This window comes from Blautia coccoides, assembly GCF_034355335.1.
Lineage (GTDB): Bacteria > Bacillota > Clostridia > Lachnospirales > Lachnospiraceae > Blautia > Blautia producta.
Genome location: NZ_CP136422.1, coordinates 5523138 through 5547121, shown reverse-complemented (window position 1 = coordinate 5547121; position 23984 = coordinate 5523138). Strand labels below are relative to the sequence as shown.

At 46.1% G+C, this 23984-nt stretch carries 19 protein-coding genes, 1 pseudogene and 1 CRISPR repeat array (1 of these 21 only partly in view); of the genes and pseudogenes, 19 read left to right on the top strand and 1 reads right to left on the bottom strand.

What is annotated here, in order from left to right:
• Positions 1-482 precede the first annotated feature (482 nt).
• The 19 genes and pseudogenes from BLCOC_RS24970 to BLCOC_RS27840 all read left to right on the top strand — a co-directional run.
• Complete coding sequence (locus BLCOC_RS24970; RefSeq protein ID WP_115623714.1) at positions 483-1157, top strand: RluA family pseudouridine synthase; 675 nt, start codon at positions 483-485, stop codon at positions 1155-1157.
• 202 nt (positions 1158-1359) lie between these two features.
• A complete protein-coding gene (locus BLCOC_RS24965) occupies positions 1360-2409 on the top strand; it encodes an AI-2E family transporter (protein WP_165907257.1) in 1050 nt (349 codons plus the stop codon).
• Between the two features lie 156 nt (positions 2410-2565).
• A complete protein-coding gene (locus tag BLCOC_RS24960) occupies positions 2566-3825 on the top strand; it encodes an ABC transporter substrate-binding protein (protein WP_115623712.1) in 1260 nt (419 codons plus the stop codon).
• Between the two features lie 186 nt (positions 3826-4011).
• Entirely contained in the window at positions 4012-4320 is a 309-nt protein-coding gene (locus tag BLCOC_RS24955) for a hypothetical protein (protein WP_018593356.1), read from the top strand.
• Between the two features lie 46 nt (positions 4321-4366).
• On the top strand, positions 4367-6403 hold the full coding sequence (locus tag BLCOC_RS24950; protein ID WP_029471287.1) for a V-type ATP synthase subunit I: 2037 nt from the start codon (positions 4367-4369) through the stop codon (positions 6401-6403).
• Positions 6400-6876, top strand: coding sequence for a V-type ATP synthase subunit K (locus BLCOC_RS24945; protein ID WP_018593354.1), 477 nt, complete (start codon positions 6400-6402; stop codon positions 6874-6876). The genes BLCOC_RS24950 and BLCOC_RS24945 overlap by 4 nt, the downstream gene beginning before the upstream one ends.
• Before the next feature lie 78 nt (positions 6877-6954).
• A complete protein-coding gene (locus BLCOC_RS24940) occupies positions 6955-7548 on the top strand; it encodes a V-type ATP synthase subunit E (protein WP_018593353.1) in 594 nt (197 codons plus the stop codon).
• 28 nt (positions 7549-7576) lie between these two features.
• A complete protein-coding gene (locus BLCOC_RS24935) occupies positions 7577-8554 on the top strand; it encodes a V0D/AC39 family V-type ATPase subunit (RefSeq protein WP_018593352.1) in 978 nt (325 codons plus the stop codon).
• Positions 8547-8867 (top strand): V-type ATP synthase subunit F, encoded by a 321-nt coding sequence (locus BLCOC_RS24930; RefSeq protein ID WP_018593351.1) that lies wholly within the window; start codon positions 8547-8549, stop codon positions 8865-8867. Before BLCOC_RS24935 ends, BLCOC_RS24930 begins: the two co-directional genes overlap by 8 nt.
• A gap of 113 nt (positions 8868-8980) precedes the next feature.
• Positions 8981-10747, top strand: a complete 1767-nt coding sequence (locus tag BLCOC_RS24925; protein ID WP_018593350.1) for a V-type ATP synthase subunit A — start codon at positions 8981-8983, stop codon at positions 10745-10747.
• Positions 10747-12120, top strand: a complete 1374-nt coding sequence (locus tag BLCOC_RS24920; RefSeq protein WP_115623711.1) for a V-type ATP synthase subunit B — start codon at positions 10747-10749, stop codon at positions 12118-12120. Before BLCOC_RS24925 ends, BLCOC_RS24920 begins: the two co-directional genes overlap by 1 nt.
• 66 nt (positions 12121-12186) lie before the next feature.
• A complete protein-coding gene (locus BLCOC_RS24915) occupies positions 12187-12870 on the top strand; it encodes a V-type ATP synthase subunit D (protein WP_018593348.1) in 684 nt (227 codons plus the stop codon).
• A gap of 202 nt (positions 12871-13072) precedes the next feature.
• Positions 13073-14056: a Gfo/Idh/MocA family protein gene (locus tag BLCOC_RS24910; RefSeq protein ID WP_165907258.1), complete on the top strand. Its 984-nt coding sequence runs from the start codon at positions 13073-13075 to the stop codon at positions 14054-14056.
• Between the two features lie 27 nt (positions 14057-14083).
• A complete protein-coding gene (locus BLCOC_RS24905; RefSeq protein WP_115623709.1) occupies positions 14084-15214 on the top strand; it encodes a lactonase family protein in 1131 nt (376 codons plus the stop codon).
• Positions 15211-16566, top strand: coding sequence for an MATE family efflux transporter (locus tag BLCOC_RS24900; protein ID WP_115623708.1), 1356 nt, complete (start codon positions 15211-15213; stop codon positions 16564-16566). The genes BLCOC_RS24905 and BLCOC_RS24900 overlap by 4 nt, the downstream gene beginning before the upstream one ends.
• A 17-nt stretch (positions 16567-16583) precedes the next feature.
• Positions 16584-17108, top strand: a complete 525-nt coding sequence (locus BLCOC_RS24895) for an O-acetyl-ADP-ribose deacetylase (protein ID WP_029471277.1) — start codon at positions 16584-16586, stop codon at positions 17106-17108.
• A 73-nt stretch (positions 17109-17181) separates the two neighbouring features.
• Positions 17182-18381, top strand: coding sequence for a ComEC/Rec2 family competence protein (locus BLCOC_RS24890; protein WP_115623707.1), 1200 nt, complete (start codon positions 17182-17184; stop codon positions 18379-18381).
• Between the two features lie 108 nt (positions 18382-18489).
• Positions 18490-19932 carry a plasmid pRiA4b ORF-3 family protein gene (locus BLCOC_RS24885; RefSeq protein ID WP_115623706.1) on the top strand — a complete coding sequence of 481 codons (1443 nt, stop codon included), beginning with the start codon at positions 18490-18492 and terminating at the stop codon, positions 19930-19932.
• A 366-nt stretch (positions 19933-20298) separates the two neighbouring features.
• A pseudogene (locus BLCOC_RS27840) lies at positions 20299-20376 on the top strand (SEC-C metal-binding domain-containing protein); the annotation flags it as partial.
• 103 nt (positions 20377-20479) lie between these two features.
• On the opposite strand, the gene BLCOC_RS24875 reads toward BLCOC_RS27840, so the two are convergent.
• Complete coding sequence (locus BLCOC_RS24875) at positions 20480-21835, bottom strand: putative ABC transporter permease (protein ID WP_115623704.1); 1356 nt, start codon at positions 21833-21835, stop codon at positions 20480-20482.
• Positions 21836-22105: 270 nt separating this feature from the next.
• Positions 22106-23984: direct repeats of the CRISPR family, unit length 32 nt; unit sequence GTCGTCACCTTCGCGGTGACGTGGATTGAAAT; it runs 595 nt beyond the window's last position.

The window sequence follows — 23984 nt, the reverse complement described above, 5'->3', positions numbered from 1 at the left end:
GATTTGATATGAACTTTCAATAAATCTTATCAAACACCAGAATTTAAAAATCCAATAAGAGCGAAGACCATTTCAAGGAAGGCTTTATCAGAGTCCGTTAAGGGATTTGGGTAGAACATTCATATAAGAAATGAAAGGAAGCTCAAAGAGAGTACAAATTCAGAGTGAAAGATTTATAAATAGGGAATGAGAAGATTAAAAAGAAGTATAGAAGAATAAGGAAAAAGCAAAATAACAGTATTCATTCCGGATTTTTTATTAATATTAGAAGAAGAAAGGAATAAAAAAATTGAATATCGCAGATCATTAGAGCAACCGTTATATCCGAATAGTGAAGATATGACGGTTGTTCATTTTTGTCCATTCATGTTATAATGCCCCTAGTGCTCCATCCGGCCAGAAACCATAGTAGCAGCACTAGAATGTGTTTTGCATTTCTCATGCATTGGCAAAAATAAAAACCAAAAAGGAATTTAACAATAATGAAAACAACTCAGATACCCCCCAATATCTTATATGAAGATGCCCATCTCTTAGTCTGCTGCAAGTCCCCGGGTATTCCCGTTCAGACCAGGAAAATCAACACCCCGGATCTTGAATCTATCCTCCTAACCTACCTTACCTCAAAGGGCGAACCTCCTTATCTGGCTGTAATACACCGTCTGGATCAGCCGGTGGAAGGTATCCTTGTCTTTGCAAAAACCAGGGAAGCCGCAAAAGAGCTGAATGCGCAGGTACAAAACGGTAAAATGGAAAAATACTACCTTGCCGCTGTCAGCGGTATTTTAAAGGAGAAAGAGTCCCGTCTGGAAAATGAACTGATAAAAGACGCGAAGACAAATACGTCAAGGGTCACCAGACAAAAAACACCGCAGAGCAAAAAAGCGGTTCTGGAATACCGTGTGTTAAAAGAAGCAGAAGACAGATCACTTCTTGAAATACATCTTCTGACCGGCCGGCATCACCAGATCCGCGTACAGATGGCATATGCCGGACATCCGCTTTTAGGTGACACCAAATATAATCCCCAGGCGGGGTCAGAAAAGGAATGGCAGTACATAGCTTTGTGTGCATACAAATTGATTTTTACTCATCCAAAAACTAAGAAAAAAATGGAATTCCAGGTAAAGCCTTCTGGAAATTTTCCTATAGTATAGGTAAGAAAAGTTCACACATACTGATAGAGGAGTATAAAAAGATAAAGTAACTTTTCAGCAGGTCCGGCATTCGATGCGTTGACCGTAAGAATGATTCATTACAACTGGCGGAAATTTCATGACTGGGAGTGATCCGGCATAGATTCTGCTTGTAACTGTAAGGATGCTGAACGGATACAGGATAAGGTATGGTGAGCGGAAGATGAGATGGAAGAAAGCGGGCATAACAGTGGGAGTAGTTGCAGGTGTATTTCTGATTATGAAATACGCGGTACCTGTGATGCTCCCTTTTCTATTGGGGTGGATTCTGGCACTCGCTGTACTCCCGGCAGCCAGGTGGATTGCCAGCCGGAAAGTCTGCAGAAAACTCCGTTTTACAGAGGGCGGTGTCGGTGCGGTACTGATCCTCCTCCTTTCTGTGGGAAGTATCCTTGGAGTCATGTGGCTTCTCCAGGCTCTTTCCGCCCAGATTGGCAGACTGATATCCCTTTATCCGGTGATAAAAAGAGAATTTTGTCAGATTATAGGCCAGTGCTGTATACAGGTGGAGCACACAGTGGGAATTCCGGCCAGAGAGAGCAGCCAGTATATTTATATGCAGCTTGACCATATCAGCAGCTCTTTTTTAGACGGCAGTCAGTCTATGGAAGCGGCAGTTGGTTCTATGAAAAAATGTGTGGTTATCGTGGGAGGGCTGATCCTGTGTGTGGTATCCGCAGTTTTGATCCTGCAGGAACATGGGGAGTGGAAAAAGCGCTTTTCTGCCCTGTCAGTTTTCAAAAAAACAAGAGCGCTGCTCAAAAGTCTGCAAAGCGGGATCGCGGAGTATTTTAAAGCACAGATAAAAATCATGGGTATTATTATTCTGCTCTGCATTGCCGGGTTATTTTTATTGGGAACACCACATTTTTTAGTGGCCGGGCTGGCTCTGGGACTGCTGGATGCACTGCCTGTTTTGGGGACGGGTACATTTTTAGTACCGGCAGCTCTTGTACTTGCCCTTAGAGGGAACGCGGCGGGGGCTGTTGGCTGTATTGCTCTTTATCTTGTCACCAGCTGCGTCAGACAGTTTTTGGAACCCCGCCTCATCGGAAAGAAGGTGGGAGTGTCTCCTCTTCTTGTTCTTTTATCGGTTTATCTCGGACTTTTTTTGTACGGAGGCGCAGGTTTTCTGCTGGGACCTCTCTCAGCTTTGGTAATATACGGGATTTTACGTGAATGGGATCTTCTGGACTATGGAAAAAGTGAATAGAAAAGTTCCTGAAATTTTTACGAAATTATTACAAAAAGCATATGGACTAATGATTAGTTTCGTGTATAATGGAAACGTAGTTAAAAGGAAGAGAAATGCATGTAAAAATCTGGTAAAGCCGTGCGTGGGCATGGTGTGAACCTTGGAGGAGAGGGCATGAGACGTACAATTGTTGCCTTATTATGTATTGCGCTGGCAGCGGGTTCCCTGGCAGGGTGCGGTGATAATAAGGATAAAAAAGAAGTACCTGTAAACACAGAGGCAAAGGCAGAAGATAAGCCGAATGTGGAGAGTAATAGGAACCCTCAGCAGGAGGAAGATAAAGAAGATACAAAAGAAGATCAAAAGGAAGAAGAAAAAGACAATACTGATAATTCCGGCCAGAATGAGGATAGTCAGGACGCAAAGGACACAGAGGAAGAGAACGAGGCAGATATGTCGGAAGACCTCACGATGACAACCCTGAAAAATAGCGCAGGCACCATTGACTATACATCTCTGGAGGGGCTGGACCTGGAGGCGGGCGGCCATATTGCAGTTGTTGTGAAGAGCACAAAGACAGCATACTGGGCTACTGTGAAAAAGGGTATGGAAGCGGCTGTCAAAGATTTAAATAAAAAACTGGAATATAAAGGTGATGATAAGATAAAACTATCCTTTGAGGGACCGTCCGATGAGACTGATGTTGAGAGCCAGATCAATATCATCGACGCGGTTCTGGCTGAGAATCCGGGAGTCCTCTGTCTTGCTGCCATAGACATGGAATCCTGCCAGGCACAGCTTGAGACGGCTGAGGAGAATGGTATCCCCGTAGTTGTGTTGGATTCCGGAGTTGTGACAGGCACAGTGAACACTGTGTGCTCCACAGACAATCAGGCGGCAGGTGCCGAAGCTGCGAAGAAGCTCAGTGAGGCCATAGGCGGCAGTGGTGAGATCGCTGTAATGGCACATATTGAAAGCTCTGAGAGCAGCCAGGACAGGGAAAAGGGATTTGCCGATGAGATCGCGGCAAATCATCCCGGGATTAAAATTGTAAATATTTCCTATGAGAACGAGGAGACCTCTGTGAAAGAGATGGCGGCCAAGGTGTTGGAAGAAAATCCTAATCTAAAAGGATACTTCTGTACGAACCAGATCACTGCGGATGATGTTTTAGACGCGTTGAAGGAAGCCGGAAGAGAACACACCGCTGTTGTTGGGTTTGACGCGGGTAAAAAGCAGAAGGAAGCCATCAAAGACGGAAGGGAAACGGGAGTCATTGCCCAGAATCCGTACGGCATGGGATATGCCACTGTAGTAGCGGCAGCCAGGGCTTGGCTGGGGCTGGAAAATGATTCTTTCATCAATCCTGGGTATCAGTGGATCGATGCGGCATGTCTGGATGATGAGAAGCTGAAGAACTACTTATACGAGTAAGATAAAGTCAAATTAAACAAAGACATTCGGGGAGATTGTATAAATTATATACAATCTCTCTTTTTTTATCAGGATTACCAAAAAAAAACATTTTTTTTTCGTGTATTTCGGTTAAAAAAATTGTGAAAGAATTGACAAATTGCATAATTCATAGTAATATTTAAACTATGTGAAGGTGGTGATACTGTGATAGAAGGAACAATCAAAGAAATCCGGGATGCGGAGCAGGAGGCAGCAAACATCGTTGCTGATGCAAAGCGCCAGAGTGAAAAGATTTCTGAGGAGGCAAAACTGGCTTCCGAAAAGTTGTATTCCGATTTGGTTTCCGAAGCGCAGCAGAAGGCGAAAAAACTCAGAGATTCTGCTGAGACATTCGGTAAGCAGCAGACGGACGAGGCCCTTTTGGCGGCCGGAGAAGAAATCAAAGAGCTGAAGAGCGCGGCAAAAAGCCGGGAAAAAGAAGCGGTTGATTTGATTATTTCCGAATTAATCTGAGAGGAAGAAAAAGAAAACAAAAACGAGTTAAAGGAGGGATGAGAGTATGGCAGTAATGCAGATGCAGCGAGTCAGTATCTGCGCGCTGAAAAGGGACCGGAAGGCCATCCTGGAAAAGCTGCAGACCATGGGTGTTATGGAAATGACCCAGGTGCTGGACGATGAGTCAGGCTTTGAAAAGATGGATACCCAGGGAGCCAGGACTACTTTTGAAAAGAAAGCGAATCTGGCAGATCTAGCACTGGATATCCTGCAGGAATACGCACCGGAAAAGAAATCCCTGCTGTCCAGTCTGGAAGGAAAAAAACTGATTGAAAAAGAAACTTACAACCAGGTGGCGGTTCAGAAGGAAGAAATGATGGACATTGCTTCCCGTATAACCGGCTGGCAGAAAGAAATCGCGGAGTGCCGTGCAAATATCCAGAAAATGGAGAACCAGATTGAATCGCTGGCTCCGTGGATGAGCCTGGATGTACCTATGAATTTTGAGGGTACAGGTTCAACCAGTGCACTTATCGGTGCTGTTTCAGGTGAAATGACGCTGGAAGCGATTTACAGCCTTATTGCGGAGTACGCTCCCGAGGCTGAAGGCGTGGATGTGACAGTCCTTTCTGCGGACAGAGATTCCACTTATATTGTTGTGTTGTGTCTGAAGAAGAATGCACAGCAGGTGGAGGATGCGCTGCGGCAGGGCGGTTTTGCTAGGCCATCTCAGATCGTGGGAGAAGTTCCGGCGGTCGAAAAAGAAAATTTGGAGAAAGAAATCAGTGCACTCCAAAAAGAAATTGAGGATTGTCAGAAGCATATTACTGAATATGGAGACAAGCGCGCAGACCTGCGTTTGATATCTGACTATTTCCGAACCAGAGCAGAGAAATACGAACTCCTGGGACATATTCCACAGTCCTCCAGGACCTTTTTTGTCAGCGGATATATACCGAAAAAAGCGGTTCCCGCAGTGCAGAAGGCAATGGAAGAGGGCTATGATCTGGTCTTTGATGTGGAAGAGATACGGGAGGAAGAGGAAGCTCCGGTGCTTCTGAGCAATAATCCCTTTTCTCAGTCTGTGGAGGGGGTTTTGGAATCCTATGGTCTTCCGAAAAAAGGTGAGGTTGACCCTACGACGATTATGTCGTTTTTCTATGTGTTTTTCTTCGGTTTGATGCTGTCTGATGCGGCATATGGACTGATTATTTTTTTGGCATGTTTTATTGTACTGAGAAAGTATCCGCGTATGAGCCACGGCATGCATAAATCATTAAAAATGTTTATGTACTGCGGTCTTTCCACTTTAGTGTGGGGCGTTCTCTTTGGAGGATATTTCGGAGATGCCATAGATGTTGTGGCAAGGACATTCTTCCATGTGAATATACCGGATGGCGGACTCGTGAAGGCAGCCTGGTTTGTTCCGCTGAATGATCCCATGCGTCTTCTTATGTACGCTATGCTGTTTGGTGTGATCCATCTGTTTATGGGTCTTGGTCTGAAAGGGTACATGCTTCTGAAAGATAAGCAGTACATGGATTTCTTCTGTGATGTTATTATCTGGTATGTATTTTTGATCGGCTTGGTTATGATGCTGCTTCCAAGCAGTATCTTTGCTTCTATTTCCCAGCTTCCGGAAGGGACTTTCCCACCGGCAGTTTCACAGATAGGAAAGGTCATGGCTATAGCAGGAGCTGTTGGGCTGCTTCTCATGTCAGGCCGTGCCAATAAAAATATCGCGCTCCGTTTGGCACTGGGTGCGTACGATATCTATAATGTGACAGGATGGCTCAGTGATGTACTGTCCTACTCACGTCTTCTTGCTCTTGGTCTTGCCACAGGTGTTATCGCGTCTGTAGTAAACCAGATGGCAAGTATGCTGGGCGATGGTTTTATTGCCGCTATCGGTTTTATTGTGATTTTTATTGTCGGACATTCACTGAATCTGGCAATCAATCTTTTGGGCGCATATGTGCATACAAACCGTTTACAGTTTGTCGAATTCTTCGGCAAGTTTTATGAGGGTGGAGGAAGACCTTTCAACCCGTTTAAATTAACTACGAAATATGTAGATGTTAAGGAGGAAACTTATTTATGAGTCAGTTAGGAATTGTTTACGCATTACTTGGTGCAGCATTAGCAGTATTATTAGCAGGTGCAGGTTCATCTATCGGTGTAGGTATTGCAGGTCAGGCAGCAGCAGGTGTTGTAACAGAGGATCCAAGCAAATTCGCAAAAGTTCTGATCATGCAGCTTCTGCCTGGTACACAGGGTATTTACGGTCTGCTGGTTGGTTTCATCACACTTTCCAAAATCGGCCTGTTAGGCGGCGGTATGTTAGACCTGACACCACAGCAGGGCTTACTGGTATTAGCAGCTTGTCTGCCAATCGGTATCGTTGGTTTGATCTCCGGTAAATATCAGGGAATGACATCTGCAGCAGCTATCGGCATTGTTGCCAAGAAACCGGAACAGTTCGGTAAAGCTATGCTTTTCCCGGCAATGGTTGAGACATACGCAATTCTTGCTCTGCTGATTTCCATTCTTTCCGTAACAAACCTTTCCTTCTAATTTCAGATACGGAGAGCAGTTCCCGCATGGGGACATTAATTACAGGACAGAATAGAAATAGTAAAGGAGAGCTTAAGAATGACTGGATTAGAAAAAATGAAAAGCCAGATTCTGGATGAAGCAAAAAGCTCCGCTAGTGATATCATCGACCGTGCGCAGAAGAGCGCAGACGCAGTAAAAAAGGAGATGAGAGAAAAAGCGGAAGCAGAATGCGGACGTATCTCCAAAAAAGCGGAAGCTGATGTTGAGAATATAAAGGAACGTGCACTTTCTTCCTGCGACCTGCAGAAGAGAAAGGCGCTTCTGGAGGCAAAACAGGAAGTGATTTCCGAGGTGCTGGAAAAATCATACAGCACGCTGCTTTCGGCAGATGACGAGACTTATTTCAACATGCTTCGCAAAATGCTGGACAAATTCGTTCTGGCTCAGGAAGGGGAAATTTGTTTCTCACCTGAAGATTTGAAGAGAATGCCGCAGGGTTTTGAAAAAGAAATTTCGGACATAGCTGAGAAAAAGGGCGGAAAACTGGTTCTTTCCAAAGAGCACAGGAACATCCGCGGCGGCTTTGTTCTTATATATGGTGGAATCGAGGAAAACTGTACCTTTAAGGCCATGTTTGATTCCAAGAGAGGTGAACTTTCCGACAAAGTTCATGCATTATTATTTTCGTAAGCGATAACCGCAAGAAGGAGGAATTATCTTGATTGATACAAAATATACCTATGCGGTTGCGCGAATCCGTGCGCTTGAAACGGCGTTATTCACTTCTGCCACTCTTGACCAGCTCATGGCCTGCCAGACAGAGGAGCAGTGCTTGCAGCTTTTACAGGAAAAGGGATGGGGCGGCGCGGATACGCCGGTGAATGCAGAGGCAATATTGACCAGGGAGCAGGAAAAAATCTGGGAAAACATTAAAGATCTGGGCGTTGATATGTCTGTCTTCGATGTACTTTCCTACCCGAATATGTTCCACAATCTTAAGGCAGCGATCAAAGATGTATGTACCGAGGAGAACGGCAAAACCATGAACATCTATTATGATGACACGGCGGTCTCACCGGATGAAATGCTGGAGATTGTGAGAAGCAAGGATTTTTCCAGACTTCCCAAGTATATGGCCGGTGCTGCAAAAGAAGCTTATGAGACGCTGCTCCACACAAGAGACGGACAGCTCTGTGATGTCATTGTGGACAAGGCAGCCCTTGAAGCAATCTATGCAGCAGGCAAAGAGGCAAAGGACAGCATTATCAAAGATTATGCAGAGTCCACGGTTGCCATAGCTGATATTAAAATCGCTGTGCGTTCACAGAAAACCGCAAAAAATATGGATTTTATGAAGCGCGCGATGGTGGAATGCGAATCACTGAGCGTGGCACAGCTTTCCAAGGCAGCGGTGAACGGCATTGATGCTATTGTAGAGTATTTGTCGGGCACTGCTTATGCAGAGGGCGGAAAGGCCATTGCAGAGTCTATGTCCGCTTTTGAACGCTGGTGCGACAACCGCATGATGCAGACCATGCAGCCTCAGAAATATCAGTCATTTTCAGTGGGACCTCTGGTTGCCTATGTGCTTGCCAGAGAGAACGAGATCAAAACGGTACGAATCATTTTGTCCGGTAAACGCAGCGGACTTTCGGATGATTCTATCCGGGAAAGGGTAAGGGAAATGTATGTATAAGATTGCAGTTGTGGGCGATTACGACAGTATTTACGGGTTTGCTACACTGGGTCTTGATACGTTCCCGGTAACATCCCGAAAAGAAGCTGAAGAAAAACTGGAGCATCTGGCAGCGAGCAAATATGGGATCATCTATATCACAGAGGCGCTGGCTGCGGAATGTAAAAAGACCATAGATAAATTTCAGGAAGAGCTGCTTCCTGCCGTGATCCAGATTCCCGGCGTATCCGGAAATACAGGTGAAGGCGTGCAGGGAGTGAAAACATCCGTGGAAAAAGCGGTTGGCTCGGATATTCTCTTCAGCAATAATTAATAAGCGAAAATTCCATGGCCTATGGTGGGCTTATATGGATTTTGCCAGTAACTGTGAACGTAGTGAGCAGTTACCAGATACGAACTATTTTAGAAAGCAGGTGATTCGTTCCGATGAGCAAAGGTACGATTAAAAAAGTTGCAGGGCCGCTGGTTATCGCGGAGGGCATGAGGGACTCAAATATGTTCGACGTTGTCCGTGTTAGTAACCAGCGTCTGATTGGTGAGATCATCGAGATGCACGGTGATGAAGCCAGCGTTCAGGTATACGAGGAGACATCAGGACTGGGACCGGGCGAACCGGTAGAGTCTATGAATGCACCTCTTTCCGTAGAACTTGGACCAGGTCTTATCACAAGTATTTACGATGGTATCCAGCGTCCGCTGGATGAGATTATGAAGGTTTCCGGCACGAACTTAAAGAGAGGTGTTGAAGTTCCTTCTCTGAAGAGAGATAAAAAGTGGAACTTTGTGCCTACTGTTAAAGTGGGTGATGTAGTACAGAACGGCGATATTATCGGTACTGTACAGGAAACTATCGTTGTAAACCACAAGATCATGGTTCCTTACGGGATCAACGGTAAAGTAAAAGAGATCAAAGCCGGTGAATTTACAGTAGAAGATATGGTTGCTGTCATTGAGACCGAAGACGGTGACAAGGAAGTCGGCATGATGCAGACATGGCCGGTTCGTAAAGGCCGTCCTTATCAGAAAAAGCTGCCGCCGGAGATGCCTCTGGTAACCGGTCAGCGTGTTGTTGATACGTTCTTCCCCATCGCAAAAGGCGGTGTGGCAGCCGTTCCGGGACCATTCGGAAGCGGTAAAACAGTTATCCAGCATCAGCTTGCAAAGTGGGCTGAGGCCGATATCGTGGTTTATATCGGATGTGGTGAGCGTGGAAATGAGATGACAGACGTTCTGAACGAGTTCCCTGAATTGAAGGACCCGAAGACAGGACAGTCTCTGATGGAACGTACCGTTTTGATTGCCAATACCTCAGATATGCCTGTTGCGGCACGTGAGGCTTCTATTTATACAGGTATTACCATCGCGGAATATTTCCGTGATATGGGTTACTCCGTAGCCCTGATGGCAGACTCCACATCACGTTGGGCAGAGGCTCTTAGAGAGATGTCAGGACGTCTGGAAGAGATGCCTGGTGAGGAGGGATATCCTGCATACCTGGGTTCCCGTCTGGCACAGTTCTATGAGAGAGCCGGACATGTGGTATCTCTGGGCAGTGACAACAGAGAAGGCGCCCTTTCCGTTATCGGTGCTGTATCTCCTCCGGGTGGTGATATTTCAGAGCCTGTATCCCAGGCAACCCTGCGTATCGTAAAGGTATTCTGGGGACTGGATTCCGCTCTGGCTTACAAACGTCATTTCCCGGCGATCAACTGGCTGACCAGCTACTCTCTGTATCTGGACAACATGGCGGACTGGTTCAATGAGAAGGTTGCTCCTGACTGGATGGAAGACCGTCAGAAGATGATGAGCCTTCTTCAGGATGAGGCAGAGCTGGAAGAAATCGTTAAGATGGTTGGTATGGATGCACTTTCTGCAGGTGACCGTCTGAAAATGGAAGCTGCCCGCTCCATCCGTGAGGACTTCCTGCATCAGAACTCTTTCCATGAGGTAGATACCTACAGTTCTCTGCAGAAACAGTATCTCCTTATGAAACTGGTTATCGCATTCTATGAGCAGTCAAAGGAAGCGCTGGATAAAGGCGCCAACATTCAGGGGCTGATCAAGATGGATGTCCGCGAGAAGATCGGACGTTTCAAATATGTGACGGAAGATAAGCTGGACAAAGAATATAAAGTGACAATGGACGAACTTGCTGCTGACATTGCCAATGTATTTGGGAAGGAGGACTTCTAATGCCGAAAGAGTATAGAACCATACAGGAAGTTGCCGGCCCTCTGATGTTGGTGCGCGGTGTTGAAAATGTACATTTTGATGAATTAGGTGAGATCGAGCTGGCAAGCGGTGAGACACGCCGCTGCCGTGTACTTGAAATTAACGGCAGTGATGCCCTGGTACAGCTTTTTGAAAGCTCAACAGGTATCAACCTGTCTGACAGTAAAGTACGTTTCCTCGGACGAAGCATGGAACTGGGTGTGTCTGAAGACATGCTGGGCCGTGTATTCGACGGTATGGGACGCCCTATCGATGACGGTCCGGAAATCCTTCCGGATGAGAGACGTGATATCAATGGTCTGCCAATGAACCCGGCTGCCAGGATGTACCCGGAAGAGTTTATCCAGACCGGTGTATCTGCGATCGACGGTCTGAACACACTGGTACGTGGTCAGAAGCTGCCTATTTTCTCTGCATCAGGTCTTCCTCATGCACAGTTGGCCGCTCAGATCGCAAGACAGGCCAAGGTTCGTGGTACCGGTGAGAACTTCGCCGTTGTATTTGCTGCATTGGGTATTACCTTTGAGGAGTCTAACTTCTTTATTGAGAGTTTTAAGGAGACCGGCGCTATTGACAGAACAGTTCTGTTCATCAACCTGGCAAATGACCCGGCTGTAGAGCGTATCGCAACACCTAAGATGGCTCTTACCGCAGCAGAATATCTCGCATTTGAAAAAGATATGCATGTACTTGTAATCCTGACCGACATCACCAACTACGCAGATGCCCTGCGTGAGGTTTCCGCAGCCCGTAAAGAGGTTCCGGGACGTCGTGGATATCCGGGATATATGTACACAGACCTTGCAACCATGTATGAAAGAGCAGGACGTAAGAAGGGAAGCGATGGTTCCATTACCATGATCCCAATCCTTACCATGCCTGAGGATGATAAAACCCATCCGATCCCTGACCTTACCGGATATATCACTGAGGGTCAGATCATCTTAAGCCGTGAGCTTTACAGAAAGGGCGTTACACCGCCGATCGATGTTCTGCCATCTCTGTCACGACTGAAAGATAAAGGTATCGGTGAAGGCAAGACACGTGCTGACCACGCAAACACCATGAACCAGTTATTCGCTGCTTATGCCCGTGGTAAAGAGGCAAAAGAGCTGATGACAATCCTTGGTGAGGCGGCACTTTCTGATATTGACCTTATCTATGCAAAATTCGCGGATGCCTTTGAGGCGGAATATGTCTCACAGGGTTATACCACCAACCGCGATATTGAGGAGACACTGCGTATCGGCTGGAAGCTGCTCTCCATACTGCCGAGGAGCGAGCTGAAACGTATTGATGATAAATTCCTTGATGAATATTACGGTAAACAATAATGCCGGCGGTGCGGCAGGCCGGAAAACCTGCCGTGCCTTAACAAAGCATAGAAAGAGGTGATTGTCTTGGCATCTACCCAGGTAAATCCTACCAGAATGGAGCTTACCAAGCAGAAAAAGAAGCTGGTCACTGCCGTCAAGGGGCATAAACTCCTGAAGGATAAACGTGATGAGCTTATGCGTCAGTTCCTGGATCTGGCAAGAGAGAACATGGCTCTGCGCCTGAAAGTGGAAGAGGGTATTAAAGAGGCTAACAAGAACTTCGTGATCGCAAAGGCCGGCATGTCCGAACAGACGTTGAACACAGCGCTGATGGCGCCGAAACAGGAGGTGTATCTGGATACTGGCAAGAGGAATGTCATGAGTGTTGATATTCCCGTTTTCCAGTCCCAGACCAGAACCGCGGATGCAAATGACATCTATTCCTACGGTTTTGCCTTCACGTCAGGCGACCTGGACGGCGCGGTGAAATCTCTGGCAGATATCCTGCCGGATATGCTCAAGCTTGCTGAGATTGAAAAATCTTGCCAGCTTATGGCTTCCGAGATTGAGAAGACCCGACGCAGAGTAAACGCTCTGGAACATGTAATTATTCCGGAGACGCAACAGAATATTAAGTATATTACCATGAAGTTGGACGAGAGTGAGAGAAGTACACAGATTCGTCTGATGAAGGTAAAAGATATGATGCTTGAAGAAGCACATCATTATAAGGAAAAGGACAGAGAACGCGCATACGGTGCGGGCTGATATGTCTGGTGGAGGGTGACTGTTCAGTACCTTCACAGTTAATTTTAGCGGACAGGCGGGAAAGTATATTCCCGTCTGTCCGTTTGTGGTATAATAAAAAAATAGACAGCAGTTAAATAGTTGTTGTTCACAGATGCCTGCCTTGTAAAGGACTGAAGCGGCATTGTGGACAGCAATAATGAATGGACGAGGAGGAATCTATATGTTTCGATGGGGAATTATGGGCGGAGGTTTTATATCATCGCAGTTTGCCAGGGGATTGGAAGAAGTGGCGGATATGCAGGTGGAAGTGCTGGCATCTAAGTCAGGGAGAAATGACTATGGGATACAGGCAAAGAAATACTGCCGTTCTTATGAAGAATTGGTGAGTGATGAGAATGTTGATGCTGTGTATGTGGGGACTATCCATCCCCAGCATCTGGCCTGTGTGAAGGCCTGCCTGAAGGCAAAAAAGCCTGTGCTGTGTGAAAAACCGGTGACAATGAACGCTCGGGAACTGGAGGAACTTCTCTGTTTGGCCAGAGAAAATCACACTTTTTTCATGGAGGCTATGTGGACGAGGTTTATCCCTGTGATGAGGGAGCTGAGAAAGGAAATCCAGGAGGGCGTATATGGAAAAGTACACAATATGCATTTTACATTCGGCGGGCCTGCAAAGCCGGAGACAAGACGTTTGTTCGAGGCAGAACTTGGAGGCGGAGCACTTCTTGACGTGGGTGTCTACGGTGTGAGTGTCGCACAGTATCTTCTGGGAGAGACGCCGGAGGTGATGCATGCGTGGTCTGAAAAGAATGAGGAGACAGTAGATCTAAACACATGCATCCAGATGACGTATCCCTGCGGATGTCTGGCAGATATGGTCTTCTCCATCAACAGAAAAGTGGACAACAGGGCAGTGATCATCACAGATAAGGCGGAACTGGAGATTCCGTATTTCTGGCGTCCCAATACGGTATATCTGTTTGAGCCCAATGAAGATTTCCGCACGGATATGCTGAAAGAAAAAAGAGTGGTTGAAGTGGCAGGCAACGGTTACCACTATGAGGCGCTGGAGGTACAGAAAATGCTGAAGGAAGGGCAGACAGAGAGTCCTGTCATGCCCTGGGAGGAAAGCCTTCAGATCATGAGAGAACTGGATGAGATCAGAAGAATCTGCGGAATCCGATATCCTCAGGATATTGAGTAAAGTCTGTAGAGAGGGAGAAGAGACAGAATGTCAGAAAAGAAACAGGAATTTTTGATCGGTACCTATACGGAATCGGTTTTATTTGGTGACGGAAGCCGATTTATAGGGAATGGAGAGGGAATATATCTGGCTGAAATAGATATGGTATCTGGTAAAATGAGGCTGAAACAGACCATAGAGGGGATTAAAAACCCTTCTTACGTCTGTACAGATAAAGCCGGAAAGAGAATTTACGCTGTCAGTGAGCTGGAAGATTACGAAGGCCTTGAAAGCGGGGCTGTGAGCGTCTATGAGACAGGAGAAGACGGTTCGGCAATGCTGCTTGACAGGAAGCCTTCTATGGGAACGGATCCCTGCCATCTGTATCTGGATGAAGCGGAGGAGATATTGTATATCAGCAATTATGGAAGCGGTTCTGTCTGCGCATATAGAATTGGTAAGGACGGCTGCTTTCTGGAGCCGGCTATGGTAATACAGCATCACGGACATTCTATTGATGAAACGCGGCAGGAAGGCCCACATGTACACTCTGTCCATCCCTGCCGGTTTGCGGAAGGCGTGCTTGTATGTGATCTGGGACTGGATAAGATCAGCCGCTGTGCAGTCAGAGAGAAGGATGGAAGATGGACCTTCACAGAAGAAGAATCCTGGATGACAGAGCCGGGTTACGGACCGAGAATGTTGGTTTATCACCCTGTCCTGCCCATGTTTTATGTAGTGCAGGAGATGGGGAACAGGGTATTGGTATATGACTGTCAAAACGGCGTACCGCGGGCAGTTCAGGATATTTCCACACTTACAGAGGAAGATGGGGAAATTTCTAATACAGCGGCGGAAATCCGCATAGATCATGCAGGGAATAAACTTTATGTATCCAATAGGGGAGCTGACAATATCAGCGTATATGATCTGGACAGAGAGGGAAGATTGGTGTTTGCGGACAGTATTTCTTCCGGAGGGAAGACACCTCGCTGTTTTGCCGCGGCAGAAGACAGAGAGTGCAAAAGTACATATCTGGTGATCGCAAACCAGGATTCAAATGAACTTATATCAGTGAAATACACGGGTACCGGGACAGCAGAAATAAAAGACAGAATGCACCTGGGAAGCCCTGTCTGTGTGTGGGCTTTATCTGTTTTAGAAGGAAGAGAAAGATGAAAAAGTCATATGAGATAGATATGTGTAACGGGCCGCTTTGGGGAAAGCTGCTGTTGTTTTCGGTGCCCCTGATCTTATCCGGTATTCTGCAGCTTTTATTTAATGCCGCGGATATTGTGGTGGTGGGAAGGTTTTCGGGAAATCATGCGCTAGCTGCAGTGGGGTCTACAAGCTCTCTCATCCAGCTTTTTGTCAATGTATTTATCGGATGTTCTATTGGAACAAATGTCCTGGTTGGCAGGTTCTGCGGGGCAAAGGATGCCAAAAATGTCAGTGAAACCGTGCACACGTCTATTCTGTTCAGTATCGTCTGCGGCTGTATCCTCATATTTCTGGGAGTGGCATTTGCCGGACCTATGCTGGAATGGATGGCAACGCCTCCGGAGGTTCTGGGACAGGCAGTGCTCTATATGAGGATTTTCTTTGTAGGCATGCCGGCTATGATGCTTTATAATTTCGGCGCGGCAGTGCTGAGAGCCACGGGGGATACCCAAAGGCCTCTTTATTATTTACTGCTTGCAGGAATTATCAATGTAGTGTTGAATTTGTTCTTCGTTATTGTATGCGGTCTGGGTGTGGCAGGTGTGGCACTGGCTACCATTATCTCACAGGCGGTGTCAGCACTGCTGATCCTGCGCTGTCTGATGCGTACAGAAGGAATGTGCAGACTGGAGCTGAGAAAGCTGAAAATTCACAAAGACAAGCTGAAGCATATTGTGCGTATCGGTCTTCCGGCGGGGATGCAGAGCGCCATATTTTCCATATCAAATGTGCTGATCCAGTCATCGGTAAATTCTTTTGGAGCCATTGCAATGGCCGGAAATACGGCGGCATCCAATCTGGAGGGGTTTGTATATACCTCTATGAATGCTGTCTATCAGGCGACATTAAGTTTTACCAGTCAAAATGTGGGTGCCGGGAATCAGAAGCGGATCAGCCAGATCTTATGGAGATGTCTTGTACTGGTGACAGTGATCGGCGGGACTTTCGGATGTCTCATGGTATTCTTTTCGCCGCATCTTCTGGGTATTTATTCCTCAGACGCAGAGGTGATCGCCTACGGAATACAGAGGCTTAAAATCATATGTCTGCCTTATTTTCTCTGCGGTATCATGGAGGTTCTGGTGGGAAGTCTGCGCGGTATGGGATATTCAGTTCTTCCTATGCTGGTGTCTCTGACAGGAGCCTGCGGACTTAGGATCATCTGGATATTTACCATATTTATGTGGCAGCACAGTCTGTTTGTTTTATATCTGTCGTATCCTATAACCTGGGCCATAACCGCAGCAGCCCATCTCGTCTGTTGGTGTAAACTGCGGCAGATGATGAAAAAACGGCAGTTGGCAGGATAGGAAAGGAGCGGTCAGTTATGGGAAGATTTAAGATTGAGATGGGTGACATCACAACATATCATGTGGATGCCATTGCAAATGCCGCAAATTGTTCTCTTTTGGGAGGAGGCGGTGTCGACGGGGCGATTCACAGGGCAGCAGGCCCCGGGCTTCTGGAAGAGTGCAGGGGACTGGGAGGGTGTGAGACGGGTCAGGCAAAAATAACAAAAGGGTATCAATTGCCAGCAAAATATGTGATCCATACACCGGGACCAATCTGGAACGGGGGTGCCTTCGGGGAGCCGGAACTGCTGAAAAATTGTTATGAAAATTGTATCCGTCTGGCACATAAATATGGATGCAGAACCCTGGCATTTCCTTCTATCAGCACAGGTATTTACGGATATCCTTTGGAACAGGCATCTGAGATAGCTGTAAATGCCATCCGGGAGGGATTGGAGAAATATCCCGATATTGAAGAGATTCTTATGATCTGCTTTAGTGAGAGCGTGCAGAAGGCGTATCAAAAAGCGTATCAAAAAATGTATGAAAAAGTGCAGTAAAAGCAGATGATTTAATGAAAATACAGACGGATGATCCGGCATCATTGGTAAGACAGGAAAGGAATTTATTGAAATGAAGAAATGGAAAAATCTTATAGCGGGGCTGATAGTCCTGGCGCTTCTTATGACGGGATGCAGTTCTGCGGGACAGACTGCGGGAAATGGACCGGAAGCGGGAAGCGAGACTGCGGCTGGAAACGAGCAGGGAATAGGTCAGCAGTCGGCCGAAGATGGACAGACAGCAGATGGTGAGCAGGCAGTCAAAAATGGTGAAAAAACAGATGGTCGGCTGAATGTTCATTATCTGGATGTGGGTCAGGGAAATGCTGTTCTTTTGGAGTCCCAGGGACATTATATGCTCATAGACGGCGGAAATAGAAAAGCTTCTTCCTTTGTAGTCAGTTATCTGAAACGGCAGAATGTTGAGGAATTGGACTATATATTGATCTCTCACTTTGATGAGGACCATTTGGCAGGGACCATTGGTGCACTTTATCAGTTCCCTGCGGGAAAAGTCATCACAGCGGATTATGAGACGGATTCTTCCATTTATAAATCCTATCAGCAGGCTATGGACAAACAAGGGTATGAGGAGACTCATCCATCCCAGGGCGATGTCTTTTCTCTTGGAAGTGCTTCTGTGCGAGTTATTTCTCCTGTTTCTTATGGACACCAGGATGAAAATGAGGATTCGGTGGGAGTGATCGTGGAAAATGGGGAAAATCGCTTCTTTTTTGGAGGTGATATGGGGAAAACAGGTGAAAAAGAGGCCATGGAATCCGGTGTGGATATTGCGGCAGATGTATTTCTTCTGAACCACCATGGCTCTTATCTGAGCAGCGGCTTTTTGGAGCGTGTGTCACCTTCCTATGCAGTGATAAGCTGCGGAGACGGCAATAGCTACGGACATCCAAGGCAGGATACCATGGGGCTGTTGGAGGAGGCTGGGATTCCAGTGTTCCGCACAGACAAACAGGGAACAGTCATTCTGCACAGTGATGGAAAAACAATAACCTGGGAACAGGAGCCGTGCAATGATTATACACCGGGTACAAGGACGGCATCCGGTGATAAAGAGGAACCATATGTAGAAGAGAATAACAGCGACGCGGAGAACTGCGACTATGTGCTGAACACACATACTAAGAAGATCCATCTGCCCTCCTGTTCTTCCCTGAAGGGAATGAAGGAGGAAAATAAAGCTTATTATAAAGGTAGTAAGGATGAATTGACGGACAATGGATACGAGGCCTGCGGGAACTGTAAACCATGAATTTGACATATATGATCATACCGATATGAGAATACATAGGTGTATCAATGTATCGGCTGGCATATGCCTTGAGTCGTAAAATACTTATAGTTAAAAAGGAGTTTCCTCATGAAAGCATATCAGATGAAAATAGCGATCAAGAATTCACACCCGCCAATCTGGAGACGGTTTATTGTTCCGGCAGGGTTGAGTTTTTCTCAGTTAAGTATTGTGCTCAACGGTGTTATGGGATGGTGTGGATATCATTTGTTCAAATTTGAATTTTATCATCTCCGGTTAAATATAAAAGAGAAATATGAGGATTTTATAGGTTTGGGAGAGGAAGAACAACTGGAGGCATCTGAAACAATTATAGATCCTTTTATGGAGCAGGAGGATTGGTTTTCCTATATATATGATTTTGGGGATTATTGGGAACATAGAGTGACTATTGAAAAGGTCATAGAGGATTACGGACCTTCCTATCCGGTTGTTTTGAAGTATAAAGGAGAGACACCATTTGAGGACTGTGGAGGTATCTATAGATATTATGATCTACAGGAGATTTTAAAGGATCCTTCCCATCCAGAACATGAAAATATGAAGGCATGGACAGAAGGACATTTTACGCGGGATTATGATTTGAATGAAGTAAACGAATCTTTGAAACGTATGGCTCTAGAAAAGAAAAAAAGCAAGCCTATGCTGCAGAATGAGATTTATGAGGAGATCATGGAGAAAGGCGGCGGCTTTAAGACAATTCAGGGAGCCAAGGAAAGTGAAGTTGACAGAAAAAATGGAACTTTGATGAGTGAAAGACTTTCTGAAATGGAAGATATGTTGAAGGATTATACAGCTAAATACATGGAGCTGAAAGAAGCATTGGACTCAAACATAATGGGCGCAAAGCTGAGGGATATTCTGGAAGAATACCGGAAAGATGACCTGATTGAAATTTGTAAATTACATGGGCTTTCCGGATTCAGGAAGTTATTGAAGAAAGATTTAATTGATTTTGTATATCAGAACCTTTTGTCTAAGGAAGTCATGTGCAGATGCCTTATGTACGTGAACGATATGGAAATGGAGCTGATGGATAAAGAGAACACAGGGGTGGATGAGTGTGAAGAAGTGCTGGGACTTATAGAATGCGGATATGCGGGAGCCACCTACCTTGGAGAGGTATACGTTCCGGAAGATGTAAAGGCAGCCTATAATAAAAACTGCGATGAGGAATGGAAAAAAGAGCGGAGAAGAGTGCAGGGGATTTTATGTCATATCAATGCCTGTGTGGAGCTGTATGGAATCTGTCCTTTGGAACGAGTGATTTCCGTGTATAAAGAGAATACCGGAAATATCATTTCAGAGACAGAACTGCGGGAATTCTGTTATCAAATTCCTGGATTTTTGAAGATATTTGAGATAGTTGGCAGCGAACTGGTCCAGGAGACATTGCTGGAAGAAGACAGAATGCAGCAGCTAAAGAAGAGTCAGGGAATCAAGCCTTATTATAATCCTACAAAAGAAGAGATACAGACTTTAGGAAATTATTTTTACGTTCCTTTTGACTGATATATGGATGCACTGGCAGATTTTTTCGTGGAATTTATGGAGGAGGAAGAAGAGGATGCCAGGGAATTGTGCAGAAATATTCAGCGTATTATCCGTTGTGGAGGACAGATGCAGGATGTTATAGATTATCTGCAGAGGGAAATCGTCATAATGGATGGTGAGGACTTTTATCAGTTTGCCGAGATTTTTATGAGGCTTTGGAATCATACACGTATGCATATAAATCGTGGATATATGCCAGCGGAAATGGATTCGCCCATTAGTAAAAAGAGAGTGCAGAAGGCAGCAGCTAAGCTGGGATTTCGTGCAGTGGATGATATGCCCGGGGATAAAGCCGATATTATTGATTTCCAGGAAGAGCGGAGGAAAAAAGTATATCCGAATGATCCCTGTCCATGCGGTTCAGGAAAAAAATATAAGCATTGCTGCGGAAAGAAAAAATAGAGAGGATGCCCTGTCAGACATACTCCAGGGAAAAAGACAAGATGCGGAAGCAATTCCGGATACTTGTCTTTTTTCTTTGACCTTTAGGGAAATCAGACTGTGTTTAGTCATCAACCAATATAGCATTTGGGTAAATATGCTCCATACGTTCATCGGTAAAATGTTTATCCAGGAAACGAGTGACAGCATTTTCAGGAGCAGATATGTGGGAATGGCGTTCTGTGTACCGGTTAAGGGCAAGGCCTGACATAATTATATTGAATATCATAAATAAGATCATCAGCCAGGTAATAGGAATGCCGGCTTTTTGCGGGATTTTTTCTATCAGTGAGGACAGGAGGGGATAAAGGTATTTCAGCCATACGACTGCGGCGATACCCCAGAAAAAACAGTACAGCAGGTTGATACGGCCTCCCAGGTTAAAAGGGATGCCGCTGTAGTCCCAGAATACAGTACCGAAGACAAGTTCGGTGAAGACACTGCATATGTATTCATAGGCCCCGCCTAATATGGTGCCGAAGATAAAAATATAACTGTCACTGCGGTTTCGATATTGATATAAAATGGCAGTCAGCAGTATGCAGCCTAACCCCCATACAATACTGAATGGACCGTAGACTACACTGCTTCGGCTCATTAATTTCCCGGTAGTTGCCAGACAGAAAATGGTCTCCGTAATGTCTCCAAGAAACGCACCCAGGAAAAACAGACAGACCAATTTATAGAAAGAGCAGCCAACGGCAAATACTCCTGCCCGTTCTTTGGCGGCTTCAAGCAGACGTTCTTTTTCCTGACGGGCAGCCAGCAGTTCCTTGGCTTCCAGGCTTGGATAGGCTTTAGCTATGTGTTTCTGCATCCAGCCGGTAAGTCCCTCGCCCATGACATCTGCTGCTTTCTGCAGGTTTTCAGATACATCTTCAATGATGGAGAGTTTTCTCAGCCGGGAATGAACGGCTTTGATAGCAGTCACAGTGCCTGCCAGATCCAGACAGAGGATCGTGTACAGGATGATCAGCAGTATAGTTCCCAGGTTGGAAGGGATAAGAGTGAGCAGTTCCTTCAGTGCGGGATTCACCAATGAGATACATGCTACGGCGGAAAGACCCCATACGACAGTGTATGGAAGGTTGACATAACCACCAAACTGAAATCTTTTCCGTGAATAGTCCCACCATTTTCGATGGAATATCTTTTCCAGAACGAAACCAGTGGAAAATGTGATAGCAGATGAAAGGATAACGCCGCCTAGAAAAAGAAAAAACAGGTGGTTCTTAAGTTCAGGCAAAAATACCGCAAAAGCTACTGCGCCGAAGCCATAAGCCGGACAATAAGGTCCGAACAGAAAACCAACGTCAATAAACCGATGTTCCCTGACTGCTGCAACTGACGTTCCAATAGCCCAGCCGATGAAGGAATAGAGTAAGAAAAACCATAGAAGTTGATATAGTGTGTAGTTCAAGTGAGGCCTCCTTTGGGGATGATGTTGGATAATGGTGGTTTTAGTATACCTTATACGCGGATGGAGGAGATGTCAAGTGTAAGAAGGCGGAGGTTTTTGTGCGAATCGGGAGTGAACAGGAATTTGCAGGGGAATTCGCACCTGATATTGAGGTGAAAAGAGGTGGGGGGAATGATGAAAAGAGGTGGAGAGTCGTGTTTTTAATTGTAAATAGTGGGAAGATGTGATATTATATACAAAAAGTGGTGGGGGTATTTAGGTATTTTTGCTGTCGTCACCTTCGCGGTGACGTGGATTGAAATGAAATAAGAGCTTCTTTTTTAGCGGCAACCGTTTGTCGTCACCTTCGCGGTGACGTGGATTGAAATAAAAATTATTGATGTATCAGAACATAATGGAAGGGTCGTCACCTTCGCGGTGACGTGGATTGAAATTTCAATCCCATGCCGGATCCCGTCCAGCACAAACGTCGTCACCTTCGCGGTGACGTGGATTGAAATGTAAAGGCAAAGAAAAATACTAAAGTACAGATAAGTCGTCACCTTCGCGGTGACGTGGATTGAAATGCTGCAGATTGTTGAGGTGATGCTTATGTACCCGTCGTCACCTTCGCGGTGACGTGGATTGAAATAAGATCGATACTATTCCGCCGACCCTGAGCATCACGTCGTCACCTTCGCGGTGACGTGGATTGAAATAGCATTATGCGAAAGATACCGTGTCAACGAAAATGTCGTCACCTTCGCGGTGACGTGGATTGAAATTCTTTGCAATCTCAATTATTGCCGCCTTCCAATCGTCGTCACCTTCGCGGTGACGTGGATTGAAATCATTGAGATAAGGGAATCCAATGCCCCTTTCGGGTCGTCACCTTCGCGGTGACGTGGATTGAAATTCCTGTGCTGAAAGATGCTCCACAGTTTCCGGTAGTCGTCACCTTCGCGGTGACGTGGATTGAAATCAGTGCCTGACCCGAAGACAGGGAGCAGCCTGCGGGTCGTCACCTTCGCGGTGACGTGGATTGAAATAACAACTGAGTCGTGTTTATTCTCCCACATTTTTTGTCGTCACCTTCGCGGTGACGTGGATTGAAATTATTTTAGGCATTTCCGTGCCTTCTCTTTCGTCGGTCGTCACCTTCGCGGTGACGTGGATTGAAATCCCTTATCCACTTTTAGGGCTATCTGGTCTGCGGTCGTCACCTTCGCGGTGACGTGGATTGAAATCAATATATCATGAGCGGTTCGATGGATGAAATTGGTCGTCACCTTCGCGGTGACGTGGATTGAAATTTCTATCGGTGATGTTGTTAATAAGGTTAAAGCGTCGTCACCTTCGCGGTGACGTGGATTGAAATACGGCACGGGGATTATCCATGCCGCCATCCCTGGGTCGTCACCTTCGCGGTGACGTGGATTGAAATTCCGGTGCAATCCTCCTGCAGTTTTATGTCACTGGTCGTCACCTTCGCGGTGACGTGGATTGAAATTGTTGCTGGTCCCCAGATTCCATCTATATCCAGGTCGTCACCTTCGCGGTGACGTGGATTGAAATACAAAAAGGCTGAACCTGCCGGAGAGAAGCGAAGGTCGTCACCTTCGCGGTGACGTGGATTGAAATAAGAACCAGCGGACCATAGATAAGGACATCATCAGTCGTCACCTTCGCGGTGACGTGGATTGAAATCGTACATAAAGGAGTTTGCGAATCTCCCGTATTTGTCGTCACCTTCGCGGTGACGTGGATTGAAATATGAGCGGAGATAAACAGCGGATAATGACATTTGGTCGTCACCTTCGCGGTGACGTGGATTGAAATACACTTTTGAGGTACTGCCGCATCTGATCTACCGAGTCGTCACCTTCGCGGTGACGTGGATTGAAATACCCTTACAAAGGATGTACCCGCCGGTGGAGTGAGTCGTCACCTTCGCGGTGACGTGGATTGAAATGGGGATTACATTGGAAGCAGTTCTGGCGGCAGAACGTCGTCACCTTCGCGGTGACGTGGATTGAAATGCTGTCCCCATATCCTCCCGGAAACCGGAACACGGTCGTCACCTTCGCGGTGACGTGGATTGAAATAGCAAGAACATGACCGAGGCAGCGAATAGTGCTAAGTCGTCACCTTCGCGGTGACGTGGATTGAA